This is a genomic window from Acinetobacter colistiniresistens (assembly GCF_000413935.1).
GTDB lineage: Bacteria > Pseudomonadota > Gammaproteobacteria > Pseudomonadales > Moraxellaceae > Acinetobacter > Acinetobacter colistiniresistens.
On record NZ_KE340379.1, the window covers coordinates 51,565 to 66,881 of the forward strand.

Annotated in this window: 12 protein-coding genes and 3 pseudogenes; 10 read left to right on the top strand and 5 right to left on the bottom strand. The window is 36.9% G+C overall.

The genetic code is table 11. The features are described 5' to 3' along the window. The first annotated feature begins 54 nt into the window (after positions 1–54). Positions 55–279: an AlpA family phage regulatory protein gene (locus F907_RS13095; protein WP_016651597.1), complete on the top strand. Its 225-nt coding sequence runs from the start codon at positions 55–57 to the stop codon at positions 277–279. Between the two features lie 64 nt (positions 280–343). On the opposite strand, the gene F907_RS13090 is transcribed toward F907_RS13095, so the two are convergent. Further along, a complete protein-coding gene (locus tag F907_RS13090) occupies positions 344–1,036 on the bottom strand; it encodes a hypothetical protein (RefSeq protein ID WP_016651598.1) in 693 nt (230 codons plus the stop codon). Positions 1,037–1,414: 378 nt separating this feature from the next. On the opposite strand from F907_RS13090, the gene F907_RS13085 reads away from it, so the two are divergent. The 7 genes and pseudogenes from F907_RS13085 to F907_RS13070 all read left to right on the top strand — a co-directional run bounded on the left by F907_RS13085 (position 1,415) and on the right by F907_RS13070 (position 9,598). Beyond that, the gene (locus F907_RS13085) at positions 1,415–2,983 is read left to right on the top strand and encodes a type I restriction-modification system subunit M (protein WP_016651599.1); all 1,569 of its coding nucleotides are present in this window, start codon (positions 1,415–1,417) and stop codon (positions 2,981–2,983) included. After that, positions 2,983–3,450 (top strand): annotated as a pseudogene (locus tag F907_RS19430) (restriction endonuclease subunit S); the annotation flags it as partial. The gene F907_RS13085 and the pseudogene F907_RS19430, both read left to right, overlap by 1 nt. Continuing rightward, positions 3,439–4,182, top strand: a pseudogene (locus F907_RS19435) (restriction endonuclease subunit S); the annotation flags it as partial. The pseudogenes F907_RS19430 and F907_RS19435, both read left to right, overlap by 12 nt. 44 nt (positions 4,183–4,226) lie before the next feature. Further along, on the top strand, positions 4,227–5,339 hold the full coding sequence (locus F907_RS13080) for a hypothetical protein (RefSeq protein ID WP_016651601.1): 1,113 nt from the start codon (positions 4,227–4,229) through the stop codon (positions 5,337–5,339). A gap of 9 nt (positions 5,340–5,348) precedes the next feature. Further along, complete coding sequence (locus F907_RS18250) at positions 5,349–6,158, top strand: hypothetical protein (RefSeq protein ID WP_016651602.1); 810 nt, start codon at positions 5,349–5,351, stop codon at positions 6,156–6,158. A gap of 53 nt (positions 6,159–6,211) precedes the next feature. Next, complete coding sequence (locus F907_RS13075; protein WP_016651603.1) at positions 6,212–6,541, top strand: hypothetical protein; 330 nt, start codon at positions 6,212–6,214, stop codon at positions 6,539–6,541. A gap of 180 nt (positions 6,542–6,721) precedes the next feature. Further along, the gene (locus F907_RS13070; protein ID WP_016651604.1) at positions 6,722–9,598 is read left to right on the top strand and encodes a type I restriction endonuclease subunit R; all 2,877 of its coding nucleotides are present in this window, start codon (positions 6,722–6,724) and stop codon (positions 9,596–9,598) included. A 17-nt stretch (positions 9,599–9,615) separates the two neighbouring features. On the opposite strand, the gene F907_RS13065 is transcribed toward F907_RS13070, so the two are convergent. Beyond that, positions 9,616–10,740 carry a Fic family protein gene (locus F907_RS13065; RefSeq protein ID WP_016651605.1) on the bottom strand — a complete coding sequence of 375 codons (1,125 nt, stop codon included), beginning with the start codon at positions 10,738–10,740 and terminating at the stop codon, positions 9,616–9,618. Between the two features lie 93 nt (positions 10,741–10,833). After that, a pseudogene (locus F907_RS18375) lies at positions 10,834–11,031 on the bottom strand (IS4-like element ISAba33 family transposase); the annotation flags it as partial. Here F907_RS18375 and F907_RS13060 point away from each other — a divergent pair. Beyond that, positions 11,007–11,330 carry a nucleotidyl transferase AbiEii/AbiGii toxin family protein gene (locus F907_RS13060; RefSeq protein WP_016651606.1) on the top strand — a complete coding sequence of 108 codons (324 nt, stop codon included), beginning with the start codon at positions 11,007–11,009 and terminating at the stop codon, positions 11,328–11,330. The pseudogene F907_RS18375 and the gene F907_RS13060 overlap by 25 nt on opposite strands. Positions 11,331–11,453: 123 nt before the next feature. On the opposite strand, the gene F907_RS13055 is transcribed toward F907_RS13060, so the two are convergent. Continuing rightward, positions 11,454–12,728 carry a tyrosine-type recombinase/integrase gene (locus F907_RS13055; RefSeq protein ID WP_016651607.1) on the bottom strand — a complete coding sequence of 425 codons (1,275 nt, stop codon included), beginning with the start codon at positions 12,726–12,728 and terminating at the stop codon, positions 11,454–11,456. Positions 12,729–13,058: 330 nt separating this feature from the next. On the opposite strand from F907_RS13055, the gene F907_RS13050 reads away from it, so the two are divergent. Continuing rightward, entirely contained in the window at positions 13,059–14,264 is a 1,206-nt protein-coding gene (locus tag F907_RS13050; protein ID WP_005150469.1) for a tyrosine-type recombinase/integrase, read from the top strand. A gap of 202 nt (positions 14,265–14,466) precedes the next feature. Here the strand turns inward: F907_RS13050 and F907_RS13045 are convergent, their stop codons facing one another. Continuing rightward, the gene (locus tag F907_RS13045) at positions 14,467–15,213 is read right to left on the bottom strand and encodes a hypothetical protein (protein ID WP_005150471.1); all 747 of its coding nucleotides are present in this window, start codon (positions 15,211–15,213) and stop codon (positions 14,467–14,469) included. Positions 15,214–15,317: the final 104 nt, after the last annotated feature.

Sequence of the window (15,317 nt, forward strand, 5' to 3'; positions counted from 1 at the left end):
ACTCGGTTTTGTATTGAGAGAAGCACCTCTCAATCACAAACTGGGAGTAATAAGATGATGTCATCCAATGAATATCAATATCGTATTTTTAATATCAAAGCCGTGATTGAAATTACTGCACTGAGTCGTTCAACCATCTATGAAATGATGAATCCTAAATCTAAATATTACGATTCAACATTTCCTAAACCTGTTCGTTTAACAGAAATTCGGGTTGGCTGGGTAGCTCAGGAAATCTATGACTGGCTGGAGTTAAAAATCGCTCAGCGAAAAGAGTAAGGGGAAATGATCCCCTTATTTTTTTGTTATAAATAGATATGGTTAAGGGAAGTTAATAGAGTATTTAAGCTGACAAATAACTTAGATAAATCAAATCTGATTGCTCTGGCTCGGATGTGGCGTTACAGCTATAAAAAATTTCCCCATTAAACTTTTCTCCTAAAAGTTCAATAATGATTTCAGCTAAATCCTGAACCTTGTCGAGTGAGAATGAAGATTGATGCAGATTGAAATTAAGTATCACTGTATCGTCTTTACCAATAGGGCTAAACAACGGTTTTATATTTTCATTCATTAACTGTTGTTCTTGTAATGAATGAATATTGATACGGTGTTGCCCTTTTCCAAAAGCATCAGACTGGTAAAGATCCGTTGGCTCAAGAAACATTTCTGTTGAGAAATAGGTTTTAATCAATGCATTAAAAACCTTTTCCAGTGCCTGCTGATAGTCTTCATTGGATGCCTGCTGGTAAATAAGGGTATTAGATAAATGCTCAGGTAAAGGAGTTAGGTTATTTTTGGCTGTAATCACGATGCTATGTTCACAGCCAATCGGAATTGCGGTTAATTCTGCCAAATCATCTACAATGATGGCAGTAACTTTATCTGCATCGGAAAATGGCAGTTCAGATAATGATTTCTGAATAATAGAAAAAGGGCGTAATTTCTCTGTTGTTGGATCAAAGAATTCGAGATGAAGATCAATATTGGAATAAATGTGAATCATCTGGAGTGATGAGTTATTTTGTGTTTGCATGAAATTAGCTCGATGAAAATGTTGTAGAGAACATAATTGAGCTTATCAAATCTTGGGGGCAGGAGAACCCAGCCAAGTTGCGACTAGGTCATAGTTTGTCGCAGTGTTTTATCAATCAAATCAAGATTTTTAAGATTTAACCACAGGATAAAAGGGTTTACCCCAAGTTTTGTCATTGGGATGATTCAGCATGACCTGTATCATTTCAGGGATAATGGTCAAAAGGATGGTACACGCATCTTTAAGTTGGCTACGATTGACTGTACTGTTAAATTTAGTACGACAAATTATGTCTTTTATCTTGCAAATGTAGCTGAAAAATAATTAATTTTCGGTAAACTATTCACGTTTCATTCTTCTCTGTGGATTTTTATAACAATGACCCAAGTACAACTGCAACAGCTACAAAAACAACTATGGAATATTGCCAATACTTTACGTGGCAAAATGGGTGCAGATGAATTTCGAGACTATATTCTAGGGTTTATCTTCTTTAAATATTTATCTGAAAAAGCCGTGAACTTCGCCAACGAGTTATTGGATGGCGAAGACATTAGCTTTTTAGAGCTTGATGAAAATAACGCTGAGCATGTGCCATATATTGAAGAAATTAAAAAGAATGCCATTGAAGAAGTCGGCTATGCGCTGACACCAAAGCAACTATTCCATACGCTTGCTGAACGTGGTCGTAAAGGCGAATTTATTTTAGATGATTTGGCTGCAACGCTAAAAGCCATTGAACAAAGTACGCTGGGTTCAGACTCTGCCGATGACTTTGCCAATCTGTTTGAAGACCTTGATCTAAATTCGACCAAGCTCGGAAATACGGCGAGTGATCGTAATGAGCTAGTGGCAAAGGTTCTCAGTCATTTAGACGATATTGATTTTGATATTTCCAATACTGAATCGGATGTATTGGGTGATGCTTATGAATATCTGATTGGTGAGTTTGCATCAGGTGCAGGTAAAAAAGCAGGGGAATTCTATACGCCTCAAACGGTATCGACTTTACTGGCGAAGATCGTGACGCAAGGAAAAACCCGTTTACGTTCTGTTTATGACCCGACTTGTGGTTCTGGTTCGTTGTTGTTACGTGTAAAGCGTGAAGTGCAAGATGTGGATATGATTTACGGTCAGGAAATGAACCGTACTACCTACAACTTGGCTCGTATGAACATGATTTTGCATGACGTGCATTTTGCCAAGTTCGATATTAAGCAAGAAGATACCTTGATTCGTCCTCAGCATTTGAACAAGCGTTTTGATGCAGTGGTTGCCAATCCGCCATTTTCGGCAAAGTGGTCTGCTGATCCATTATTTTTACAAGATGAGCGTTTTGCAGCGTATGGCAAACTCGCACCAAGTTCTAAGGCAGATATGGCATTTGTTCAGCACATGCTGCATCAACTAGATGAGCATGGCACGATGGCAGTTGTGCTGCCACACGGTGTTTTATTCCGTGGTTCGAGTGAAGGTGTGATTCGTCAGTATTTGATTGAACAGCTCAATGTGATTGATACCATTATTGGTTTACCTGCCAATATTTTCTATGGTACGTCGATTCCGACTTGTATTTTGGTGCTGAAGAAAAACCGTGAGCATAAAGACAATATTTTGTTTATTGATGCCAGCAACGAGTTTGAGAAGCAGAAGAATCAAAACAAGTTATTGCCTGAGCATTTGGACAATATTATTGGGGCATTTGAAAACCGTCAGAATATTGAAAAGTATGCGCATGTGGCGACTTTAAAAGAAGTGAAAGACAACGACTTTAACCTGAATATTCCGCGTTATGTGGATACTTTTGAAGCTGAGAATGAGATTGACCTTGATGCAATTGCTCAAGCCTTGCAGACTTTGGAAGTTGAGAGTCAAAAGACCGATGCCTTGATTAGCGAGTTTTGCAAAGAGTTAGGGATTGCTTCGCCTTTTGTGGAGGTGAAGTAATGTCTGTACCAGTAATAAGATTCAATAGTTTTAGTGAAGATTGGCACTTAGAATCAATTAGTTCAGTCATCAGTAATAAAAGTAAAAAATATGACCCTATCAAAGCTATAGAGGATTTACCATGTATTGAACTGGAACATCTTTCACAGCAAACAGGAGAAATCTTAGATACTATTTCTGCTAAGGATCAAAAAAGTATAAAAAATATTTTTGATGAAAACAGTGTTTTATTCGGTAAATTAAGACCATACCTCCGAAAATTTGCAAGACCTGATTTTAAAGGTGTTTGCTCTTCTGAAATTTGGGTACTAAAAAGTAAAAAATTACAACCAGATTTTCTTTTTCAATATATTCAGACAGATAATTTTTTTGAACTAACTCAAATACAAGCTGGTTCTAAAATGCCACGAGCTGATTGGGAAAGTATTTCAAAAGGAGAAATTTATTTTCCTAATTCTAAAGAACAAACCAAAATCGCCTCTTTCCTTTCCGCAGTCGATGAAAAGATTAGCCAACTGACTCAAAAACATGAGCTACTCAGCCAGTATAAACAAGGCATGATGCAGAAGTTGTTTAGTCAGCAGATTCGTTTTAAAGCGGATGATGGCAGTGAGTTTGGGGAGTGGGAGAACTATAGTTTAAAAGAGTTATTGTTAAAGGTTATTGATAACAGAGGGAAAACACCAGATACAAAACCTGATCTTGATATCCCATTAATTGAAATTAATGCGGTTGGCAATCGTAATGTAGATTATAGCAAAGTTTCAAAATTTGTTTCCAAAGATACTTTTAATAGTTGGTTTAGAGCATACTTGGAAGATAAAGATATACTTTTTTCTACAGTTGGAAATACAGCTATTTGTAGTATTTACTCATCACAAGTTCAAGCAGGTATAGCTCAAAATCTTGTTGGGCTTAGAGCTAGAAAAGAAGTAGTTGAATCCGTTTTTTTATACTATTTATTAATTGTGGAATCTAATAATAAAAAGTTTAAGGCAATTGAAATGCAGGCAGTTCAGCCATCAATTAAAGTCTCTCAAATGATTCATATTAATTTTGAGATACCTAAAAGTCTAACTGAGCAGATTAAAATCTCCAATTTTTTATCAAGCATCGACCAAAAAATTGAAGTTGTGGCACAGCAAATTGAACAAGCCAAACAGTGGAAAAAAGGGTTGTTGCAGCAGATGTTTGTGTGAATTTTAAACTTTAGAGTTTTTTAATTTTTTTGTATGGGTGTGGAATGTTGGACTGGCAAAAGTGGAAATATGAAAATAGAGACAAGATTAAGCATATTGTTGGGTATGAAGAAAAATTTGTAGATGAAATCTTAAGTCAAATGCCAGAAATCTCCCCCGATGATGTTATCGCTCAGTATCCATTTAAAGATAATAAATCGGGTAATCGGTATATTGATTTCATGATCGTTAATAAAAGCAAAGGTTATCAATTGCCAATTGAGTTGGACGGTTACGCAAAAATCAATAATAAGGGGTATGAAAAGTTTAATGACTTTCTCGAGCGTCAGAATGATTTAATTCAACAATTTGGAATTGTCTTACGCTATACCAATAAAAAAGCATTTCAACAACAGCAACAAGTGATCCTTGAGATTCGTAAAGCATTACAAGCTCAAGTGAGCCATCAAATTACTGAACAATCTAAACAAAAACAGATTCAAGTTCTAATCGCTGAACAAGAAGCTAAAATAGCCGATTTAGAAAAACAGCTAACTACAAATAATTCACTAAATCATTCAGATGTTTCAAATGAGCTAAGCAATGTAAGAAAAGGTATAGATGCATTTAAACAAAATCATTTACAAGAACTACAAAATTTACAAAAAGAACTTTCAGAGATGAAAGGAAGGCAAACACAAGAGCTTGGCTCAGTTAAAAATGAAATCAAAAAACAGATTTATATCGGAGTAGGTCTTGTTGCCTCTATTGCGCTAGGCGCAGTGTTATATATAAAATCGACCTCACAATCTGCTGAAAATATACCCATAACACAGCAAGTTTCACCTAGTTATCTTTCATCAGATGTTCAGGAAGATCAAAATTCAACTTCAAGTGCGAATCATATTCAATCTATTCAAGCTAGTATGTTTATTGGTCAAAATCGAATAGTATGCGGTAAGGTAGCCCAATTAAAAGAGTTCTCAAAAGGGGTGTATTTGAACTTTGATCAACCTTATCCAAAAGCAACATTTACAGTAGTCATTTGGAATAGTAACTCTCATATCAGCAAACAACTGCGAAATGTAGAAAATAATACCTTATGTATTCAAGGTAAAATTGAGGAATACAGAGGGAAGCCACAAATGGTTCTAAATTCATTACAGCAAATTATCTAGGAGGTAATGATGTTAGAGACTATAGGGATTATCTTTGCAGTGCTTTTCTTTTTAGCTCTTTTTTCTCAAATGGCAGACGACCATGAAATTGAGCATAAAAAAAGGAAAGATGAGTTAGAGTATCAAAAAAAGCAACAAGAACATGAGCTTGAGATTAAAAAACTAGCAGGGCTAAATCCTTTATATCAAGAACAGACTCGCAAAAATAAACAATATAAGGCTGTAATTGTTGGCTTGATTGCTTTGATAATTTTTATTGGTGGCTATATTTTATTTTCAAACAATGAATCTGCAGTTGCTAGAGAAGATCACATACTTCTTAACGCAGAAGAAATAGCGGATGCCTCACGACAATTGCCAGTGGACAGCCAAAAAAATCAAGGCTTGCCAGAAAGATTTACGCCATCGAATGTGCATGAGCAACAAATAGAAACTGATACAGCATCAACTACTAAACCAATTGATCAACCTAAAATTGAAGAGCCAAGACAGGCTGTTTTAAATCCATTTGAAGGCAATATAGACGATACAAATTTATCGACATCTGGTCAGATTTCAGTATATGAAGCAGATGCACATATTGGAGAAAGTACGACTGTGTGTGGTGAAGTGAGTCAAATTTCACAAACATCAAAAGCAACGTATATAAATTTTGGAGGTATATATCCAAAACATAAATTCAGTGCAGTGATTTGGTCAAACAACATCATGCCGACATCAGAGGGTAGCAATATTTGTATCACTGGCTTAATCGAAAGCTATAAAGGTGTTCCTCAAATTGTGATTCGCTCTGTTGAAAATCAGATTTCAAGCTATTAAATACTTAAGGTGTTCCCTATGCTAAAAAAATATTAATTACTTCTTTGTTGTCTATGGCGAGCTTAAATGCTTTTTCGCAGGAAATTAAAATTGAGGCAATTAAAGCTCCATTCCATGTTGGTAAGACCGTGATGGCATGTGGGCAGTTAGCTGAGATTAAGCATTTAGAAAATCGGCATTATTTAAATCTTGATCGAATGTATCCGAATCAAACGTTGACGCTTTTAGTTTGGGACAATAACTACAAATGGTTTGAAGAGCGCTTCGGTCGTATTGATGGCATGGTAGGTAAGCGTTTCTGTGCTCGAGGAACAATTGAAGAATATAAAAACAATTTGCAAATGAAGGTGAATAATCCTCAGTTTTTAAGATTAATGCACTGATTCTTTAAAAGTTTTCTATGTGGTATTCCTCTTATCAAGTCTTTAAATGAGATTAATGAAAAATATGCGTTGCACATATTTTGTTTAAATAGAGTCTAAAATTTGATAAATAGCTAAAACTATGCTTAGTTATTGTATTGGTTAAGTTGTTGTTAAATATTGATTTAAAGTGATGGTGAAATGACAGTACAAAGCGAATATCAACTTGAAAATGAACTGATTGCACAACTGCAAGGACTGGGCTATGCAACCGTTACCATCAAGGATGAACGCCAACTACTGTCTAATCTCAAAACACAAATTGAACGTGCCAACAGACTAGCGCCACTGTCAGAAACGGAATGGAAGCAGGTCATTAGCTTTCTCAATACAGGCACTGTATTTGAACGAGCTAAAAACCTACGTGACCAGTTTCCTGTTAAATTTGATGATGGTTCAAGCAAGCACATTTTCTTTTTATCAGATGACCCAAGCAAAAACCTATACCAAGTCACCAATCAAATCACGGTAGATCATCGTGATTTTAATGGTCGAACCAGCCGTTTTGATGTCACGCTCTTGGTAAATGGTTTACCTTTGGTGCAGATCGAGCTGAAAAAACGAGGCATGGAAATTGCCGAAGCTTTCAATCAAACGCAACGCTATATTCGTGAAGCTTATTGGGCAGGGCAAGGACTATTTGGTTTTATTCAGCTGTTTGTCATTAGTAATGGTGCAAATACTCGCTATTATTCTAATGGTACAACTGGGATTGAATTTGCCTTTCCGTGGGCAGATGTTGCCAATAAACATATCAATGAAATTGTCGATTTTGCGGATGCATTTTTAAATCATCAGCATCTTACAGACATGCTGACCCAATACATGGTGATGTTGGAAACCAGTAAAAGTTTGATGGTATTACGCCCATATCAAATTTATGCCGTGCAAAAGATTATTGCCCATGTACAAAATTCAGAACAAAATGGCTATATCTGGCATACCACAGGTTCAGGTAAAACACTGACATCATTTAAAGCCAGTCAGCTCATCATGAAGATGCCTGATGTAGAAAAGGTCTTGTTTGTGGTGGATCGTAATGACCTTGATACCCAGACTTCACGCGAGTTTAATGCTTTTAAAGCGGATAGTGTAGATAGCACAGACAGTACGCATACTTTAGTGAAGCAACTCGATCAACGCCATGACAAACTGATCGTGACCACCATTCAAAAGCTGAATCGTGCGATTAGTACAGACCGATATTTAGAACAGATCAATTATCTAAAAGACAAAAAAGTCGTATTCATTTTTGATGAATGTCATCGTAGCCAATTTGGTGATACCCATCAAAACATAAAAAAGTTCTTTAGTAATGCGCAGATGTTTGGATTCACGGGAACACCGATCTTTGAGGAAAATAGTCAATCCAAAGCAGGTTTGAAACTCACCACAGATTATTTATTCAATCAGTGTTTGCATCAATATGTCATTGTAGATGCGATTCGAGACCGTAACGTATTGCAGTTCCAAATAGATTATCGTGGCAAGTATACTGCTAAGGGTATGCAGAATAACCTCGATTATGACGAAGATGTTGAGGGGATTGACACCAAAGAGCTTTATGATAATCCACAACGATTAGAAATGATTGCCCGTTATATCGTTGAGACACATGACACTAAAACCAAAAACCGTGAATTTACGGCGATGTTTTGTGTCAGTTCAGTGGATACCTTAACGCAGTATTATGAACTGTTTGAAAAGGTACAAGCTGAGAAGCAACAACAAGATGAAGCGGAAGGTCGATTATTTAAACCTCTCACCATTGCAACTATTTTCTCATACGGTGCGAATGAAGCTGTTGAGAGCAACGACCAAAATGGATTGATTCAAGAAGAGTCAACAGATGCACCGAGCCAAATAAATCAGTCTAGTCGTGATAAATTGGATCGCTACATTGCCAATTATAATGCCCAGTTCGGCACGAATTATAATTCTGGTGACGGCTTCTATGCCTACTACCGAGATATTGCAGATCGAGTCAAGAAAAAGCAGATTGATATTCTGTTGGTCGTAAATATGTTCCTGACGGGCTTTGATTCAAAGCCTTTGAATACCTTGTATGTCGATAAGAACCTTAAATATCATGGTCTAATTCAGGCTTTTTCACGGACTAACCGTGTTTACAATGATAAAAAACCATTTGGGAACATCATTAGCTTCCGTAACCTAAAACGTGCTACAGATGAAGCATTAGCATTATTTTCAAATAAAGAAGCACGGAAGACCGTTCTTGTCCCTAGCTTTGATGAAATCAAACAAGATTATGAGCAAGCGGTTGAAAAGCTACTCAGTATTACGCCTGACTATCAAACAGTAGATGATTTAGTCACAGAAGATGAACAACTTGAATTTATTAAAGCATTCCGTGAGGTCATGCGCTACAACGCCCAGCTACAAACCTTCATTGAGTATGATCAAGACGACACTAAGCTTGATAAACAGCACTTTGCGAATTTTGCATCTAAATATGCTGATCTCTGTCGAGCGATTCGGAAAACCACCAAAAAAGAAAAAGTTTCCGTGCTGGATGATGTCGATTTCCAATTGGATTTGCTGCACAGTGACCGTATCAATGTGGGTTATATCCTGACACTGTTACAGATGGCAGTGAATGCTGAAACAGATGAGCAGCGTAAGAAATACGAAGCTCAAGTCCATGATCTGATTGGTAGTGATATTAGCTTGCATGACAAGCAAGATTTGATTCAAAAATTCATCGAAGAAAATATGCCAAAAATGATCAACGGGCAAAGCGTACAAGTGGCTTTTGCTCAGTTCTGGGATGCGGAAAAAGAACAAGCCTATCAGCATTTTTGTGAGCAAGAAAAGCTTAAACCTGAAGCAATGAAACAGGTTTTAGATAATTATGAGTTTAATAAGCGCTTGCCGCGAAAGGAAGAGATGAAAGAGTTGCCAAACTACAAGATCAAGCTTTTTGAGCGGGACAGTGTATTATCCAATTTGTTAGTGAAAACACGACAGTTGATTGAGAAGTTTTATGTGGGGTTGTAGTAAGGGTTTAGAATGACTTAAACCCTTAAATTTTGGATTTGATACCTTGTATTTCTCCCACCACCTTCAAGTTTTATGATACAGCCTTTTTCCAATAAATCAGTCAGGTGGCGAGTTGCCGTTGCTCGGCTAACTTTAGCCACTTTCTGATATTGTGAAGCACTGATGCCATGCTCAAAGCCATTTTCCCCACCATCAAGCAGTCGATTTAAAACTTTACGCTGCCCCTCATGTAAATCCACTTCCGAAAAAACCTGCCAAAACGTACTTTTTCGAAGCGTCCTTTCAATACGCTTTAATGTCTGCTCAAGGCTTTCATTGAGTGCCTGTAGAAACCAAAGTAACCAATCCGTAATATCAGAATCACTTTTTTGAGTGGCTTCAAGAATTTCATAATAACTCTTACGCTTATTTAGGATGACAGGTGACATTGCATATAGACGAATACTTTGTTGATCCATCTGAGCTAAAGCCAAGTCAGTCAATGTACGGGTAATACGTCCATTACCATCATCAAAAGGATGGAGTGTCACAAACCATAGGTGAGTAATTCCAGCCCGAATCAGTGGGTCAAGCAGGGTATTGTTTCTACTCGTATTAAACCACTGGATAAATTCATCCAAACGTTGTTCTAAAGCATCTCGTGGCGGAGCTTCAAAATGTACAGTAGGGTAATCCATGCGCCCCGAGACAACCTGCATGGGTTCATGCCCTCGCAATTGTCCTATCCTAATACGTTGCATGGTCCAGTCAGTTTCATTAAATAGCCATTGATGCCACTGAAATAATCTTTCAACAGATAAGTCTTGTTCAAAATTATTTAAAGCGTCCAGCATGATATTGGCTAGACCATCGGAACGTTCAGAACTTGGATAGGGCTGTTCCAGTGATACACCTAGACGTTTCGCCAGAGATGAACGAAGCGAATAAACATTCAGCGTTTCATTTTCGATAGCTGAAGATGAGACAAGATTGGCAATCAGGTTGTCTAGGGTAAGGTGTTCTTTTTCAGGATTATGCTGGCTTTGTCCAAGTAGGATTCCAATTTTTTGATGAATGTGTCTGGTGAGAGGAAGGATATTTTCATCTTTCCATGTAAAGGTTGTCCAGTTAGGCTGTTTCCAAATCCAGTCATCATACATATTTGGTCATCCTCTGAAAGAGTGAAGAATGGGAGTGAGTAGATTGTAGTGTATATTCGACTCATTAAGTGAGTCAAATAAACTTATGATTCAGCGATAGACGATGGCTAACATCAAGATATTGATATCTCGTTTTCCCCATTTCCAGTTGGTTCTATCCAAAGTTAATTAGACTTTATCGAATAAAAATATATTGAAAATTAACTGAGAAATTTGACGATAATCGAAATACTGATCTGCAAAGAAGCGTTGTATACGTCGATAAAATGATTGTGGTAAGCACTTTCTGGGAAAAGGCTACTCTCATTCATGCAGAATGCCAACAAGGATTGAGAGCTGGTGCTGATCGACTATCCCGACACTGGTATGACTTGGTAAAATTGGCTGGTCATGAGAGTGGACAAAAGGCTGTACTCAATCACGACCTTTTTAAAGATGTGGTTAAGCATAAGTCAATATTCTTTAATGCAAGTTATGCCAATTATGATCAATGCCTACAGGGTAAGCTTGTGCTTATTCCAAATACAGATAGTTTAGGTGCCTTGAAAAAGGACTATCAGCAAATGGTTATATCTGGAATGCTGTATTGAACAATTCTTGACTTTGACAACATGATTGATTTAATTCGTGACATTGAAAAGAATATCAATGTGAAATAATTAAATAACGTGATCTTGATGGTTTGAATCTTTTAGGATTCAAACCATCATGTACTAATTCTTCTGAAAACAAAACCTAGTCCAATCTGCCATCAAACTTTTACGTTTTTCTAAATAAGCTCCACGTAAATAAGCAGCTTCAACTTCATCAGGTAGTTTGTGTGCGAGAACATGCTCACAGACCTCTCTAGGGTAATCGGTCTTATCGGCTGACCAGTCACGGAATGTTGATCTGAATCCATGTGTGGTAATCGTTCGATTTTGTTTAGGATCAATATAGCCTAAGCCATTTTCTTTAAGCTTTTGTTCGTGCATACGCTTGATCAATGTGGTTAATGACATATCAGAAAGCATTTCACCAGTACGTGGAGCTGTAAATATGAAATCTTGTAGCTGAGTATGTTCTTGAATGGATTCAAGCAAAGTAATGGCTTCTTGAGATAGGGGAACACGATGTTCCTTTTCTGCTTTCATCCGTTCCTTAGGAATTATCCAGACCTTATTCTTAAAATCAATTTCTTGCCATTTAGCCCCAAAAATCTCACCAGAACGACAGGCGGTTAAAATCGCAAATTCCAGAGCTTTAGGTGAAATCCCTTTTTTCTGTCTTAGATGATGGATGAACTCAGCAACCTGTTCATAAGGCAGGGATGGATGTGGGCGTGATTCCAGCTTTAAGTTCCCCAGTATAGGTTCAAGATTGCCTTTCCATTCAGCAGGATTGTCCCCCACAAAATACCCCATAGCCTTAGCATAATCAAAAATGGTTTCTATCCGACCACGAATACGCTTGGCTGTTTCATTTTTTTCAATCCAGATTGGTTCAAGAACTGTTGCAATATCGACTTTGGTAATTGTTCCAACAATTAAGTCCCCTAGAGTTGGATAGATATAAGTTTCAAGGGTTGATGACCATTGCCCGATATGTTTCTGATTTTTGAGTTCAAGCGTTTTTTTGGCAATGACAACTTCTGCACATTCACGAAAGGTTTTAGCACGATGTTTCTGTATTTTTAAAGCATTAAGGCGTTCCTGTTTTTCTTGGAGAGGGTCAATTCCATCCCGAATTTTTTTCTTTAATTCACGAGCTTTTTCTCGTGCTTCTGATAATGAAACTTCTGGAAAAGACCCAAGCCCAATATCTCTACGATGAATTTTAACTTTGCCGTGATCATCAACTTTTTTACCAACAGCAACTCGGAGTACCCACGCACGAGAGCCACCAACAATACGCAAATGTAAGCCATCAACACCACCGACAGCATGTCTACCATTTTCCTTAATCTTTGCTACACTAAGAGCGGATAGCTCTTTTGCTTTCTTTGGCATAGGTGTTTTGTCCCACATTAAAACCCACATAAAGTTATGGATTTGACTCTACTACATCAAATAGTATCAGACAAGTATTTTTATAAATTATTGATAATAATGAAATTAAAATATTAAGTTGGACGGTATAGGATGCCTGTTAGACGGACACCGCTTCCGCCAAATTCAAGTTTCTGACACTGTTTAACACTATATAAGTTTATGATTTGTAAGGTTAAAGTTGGGAATGTACGATATAACAAGCCGTGACGCACTACGCCAATCGGTGGTTATAAAGTAGTAAAAAATGCAGTAAGATTATTTCTTACTGCATTTTTTTATGTCTGAACTATGGCAACTCGTGGAATCAATAAGCTTAGTGCTTTACAAGTTAAAAAAGCCAAACCTGATCCTGATAAGATGTATAAGCTGTCAGATGGTGGAAATCTTTATCTGCGTATAGATCAGGGCGGTAGCAAATATTGGATATTCAATTACACACGCCCATTCTTAGGCAAGCGTAACGATTTATCTTTAGGCACTTACCCAGAAGTTTCGTTAGACGATGCTCGTACGATTCGTGATGAATATAAAAAACTTATCAAACAGGGCATAGACCCTGCAATGGAAAGGATTGAAACTAAGTCTCAGAAACAGAAAGAAGCAGAAAACACCTTTCGTATTGTTGCTGAAGCATGGTTATATAAACGGGAGTTGGAACAAAAGCAGGATGAAGAAACTGTTCGTCGTTTAAAGCATGATGCTTATCCTTATATTGGTGATTTAACTTTTCCACAACTCACATTAGAGATACTAGAAGCTAAGGTCTTTAAGCGCATCATTGAACGTGGTGCATTGTCAGTAGCCAAGCGTCTTAAATCAGACCTGAACCAAATCTTTAAGTCAGCGCGTAAGAAAAAGCTGATTCAGTATAATCCTATTGAGGATATAGAATTACCAAAGCCACAGGGCGGAAACTTTGCAGCTGTAACAGAAGAACAGGATTTAGCTCCGATGCTGAATAAAATTTGGAACTACTCCAAACTTTATACACGTTGTTTATTGACCACGCAGGTAGCATTGAAAATCTCTGTGCTGACATTTCAGCGACCTGGGGAGATACGCAAGCTGAAAAAGGAGTATTTTTATCGTGAGGAGCGCTGCTTTAAATTTACAGCCAGTAAAACCAAGCAGCTTCATATTGTACCCTTGTCAGATCAGGCTTTTGGTCTAATTGAGTCAATCATTGATCTACATCCATACTGCGAATATATCTTTGTTGGTCGAGATGGCAAAAACATTATTTCTGATAATACCATCAATTCAGCTTTAAAGCGTCTAGGTTACGGTGGTGAACAGACAGCACATGGCTTCAGGGCAACTGCACGTACTATGCTGGATGAAATTCTAGAGCAGCGTGTGGACTTTATTGAGCATCAACTGGCACATAAGGTAAAAGACAACAATGGTACAGCTTATAACCGAACCAAGTTTCTGAATAATCGTCGTGAGATGATGCAGGAGTGGGCAGATTATTTGGGGTCTTTACTTGAATAAAGTGAATTGAAGCGAGAAGAATGTTGATCTTGTAATTAAATTGCTAGTCAAAATATTACCGAGAAGTCTAAGAGAAGCCAATTTGTAATAAATTGGCTCTGTGTACTTTAAATAAATGAGATATTTATGTATAAGTAATTAATTTTATATAATGACCATTGTCTTAAATGGCAGTTGTAATGAGTGCTGAGTGAGTAATTTTTTAAGCTATCTCTTCACAAGAGGATAAAAGACGTTTTGCATATGCGTATGCCCTAACTTTTACCCATGTTTCATTTATCATGAAACACCAAATTAATAAAAAAATAACGTGTAGGATGATTAGAACATAGTATTCAGATGGTAATAAGATTAGAGAGTTTATATCCACATATTTATCTTTAAATTTAACATAGATTATTGAAAGACTTATTAGTAATGAGGCTAAAATAATTATTATAGCTGTGGTTTTAAAAGCTAATAGATTTCTGCTAAATCCATAATTCATGTTTTCTTTAAGAATTAAAGGATATTTTTTACTATCTCTTGTTTTTTCTTTTAGGTAGTTAATTGCTGAAATATAGTATTGATCAGCATTGGCAGGATTAGACCTTTCAGCTCTTTCAGTGACATTTTTAAAGTTTGATACTAATGAAACTAGCTTTTCTCTATATCTTTGTTTTGTATATTTGTCAAGTTCATTGTTTGAGTGGCGTAAAATAAGAGTTGTAGGAGCGCCACCCCATTTAGTAAATAACGTTTGTTGAATTACATTTCCTTTTGATGACATTTGATTGGAAAAAAAATTAACTACTCCACAAGTCAATAAGATTGTTAACAGAGAGCCTAATAGTGTTCTAAGTGGTTCAAACAGTATATATGCCGTTAATATTATTGGTAAAACAATAAAGAGTGCAGGTCTTACTCGTGCAGAAAGTGAGTATTGATCAAAATAGTCTGATAGTTTCACTATATTTTCTCATTCTATAAAGTATATATGGTTTCGGTTGGATGCAGGTTTTCAAGTATTTGGTGCTTAGATATTCCTACATGAACTCTAAAGACTTACCCTCA